The 1381-nt window shown below is 58.3% G+C and carries 1 protein-coding gene and 1 pseudogene; both read right to left on the bottom strand.

Annotated elements, in window-relative coordinates:
- The coding region (locus AC1DUU_RS32035) for a hypothetical protein (RefSeq protein WP_476787319.1) at positions 1 to 419 on the bottom strand (419 nt) is incomplete at its 3' end.
- Positions 420 to 724: 305 nt separating this feature from the next.
- Positions 725 to 1381: pseudogene (locus AC1DUU_RS32030) on the bottom strand (transporter); the annotation flags it as partial.

Below are 1381 nucleotides of genomic sequence, written 5' to 3'. Positions count from 1 at the left end.
GCATAGCAGTGTGTTTCTTTCGCCCGCGCGCCGTCACGGCTTGACCGCGCGGTTCGGACATAATTCCACGTCGCGCCTAACCGACCGCCGGTTGAGCACTGTTTCAACTCTTTCACCCTCTCCGCCAACTCGGGCTCGGGCTGCGCCATGCCGATTCCTTTGGCCGGGCGCTTCATGTCCTGAGCATCGATATGGTCACGATGCTCGCTGTTTTCGACCAAAGTACGGCCAATTTCGCGCAAGCAATTGTGATCGAGTGAAGTCATCGTCTGTCGAGCCAGCCCGCTGGCGATGTCAAGATTGCTTCCGTACCCAGCCCGAAAGCTCGTCGGCAGATAAGAACAGGCAGGCGCATGCGCCAGCGCCGCCGTCTTAGGGTAGCTGGGCAGCTTGGCCTTGTGGATTGCCTTGGCGTTCATTCCTGTTCCTGCCGCACCATCGCGGGCCTACTTCATGTYCCACCCGCCATCCGGGTACTGGTCAAAAGACCTATCCGGGGTGCGCCGGGTTTATGGCGGGAAATGGGCAATTGTCCCGCTTCGTTCCATAGCTGAAAGCTTGCTGGAAAAGTGTTGCTGAATCGTCACAACTGTTGCGGACTTGCCGCGCCATGGTTTCCGAAATGGAAACGGGCACCGGGCAACAAAAAGCCGGGCACGTGGCCCGGCTAAATTGTCCTGCTCCCCATAGTTTCTACAGGGAGCGAGGGATCATGGCGTTTTGGTCAGAACTTGATCTTCACGGACGCCGCGCCCGCATAGACAGGATCGCTGTCAAACTCATAGATGACCGCATTAGCAAGGTCGCCGACGCCATTATAGGCTGACGTTCCGCTGGTCATGATGCCGATCGACCCACCCAGTCGGAATTCGATATTCTGGGTTGCAGCCACGGATACGCCGGCACCAAAGTTCCAGGTGTCCGACTGGTAGCCCGAGATGGTGGACGTGCCACGATCCCACGTGATCTGGGCAGCACCACTGATCATGTCGTTGAACTTATGGCCGACACCGCCGGCGACGGTCCAGCCATCACGATAGAGCGGATCGAATGACACCTTCGAATCTGGCTCGCCGGGCCTAGCACCCGTTGCAGGGCTGCGAACGCCCTGGATGGGAATGACGCCAAGCTTGCTCCATTCCTGCCAGCGGATGGAGCCGAACGCCAGCCAGTCCGGCGCGATGCCAGTCTGGAACTTCAGTTCAAGCGCCTGTGGGATCTCAGCAGAGGCAGAAACCGGGAAGACACCGGTTGATCCAGGAAATGCGTTAGCGGGCAAACCACGACCACTAAATCCGGTCGTGTCGACAGTGCCCGAAAGGCCATCGTAATTATATTTCGAATAATACATCAGGCTCGCCCGCAAGGCGATCTCAGGCAT

This window comes from Aminobacter sp. P4_H6_2 (assembly GCF_056400805.1).
The sequence above is the reverse complement of the archived record's forward strand: the minus strand, read 5'-3'. Positions and strand labels throughout refer to the sequence as shown.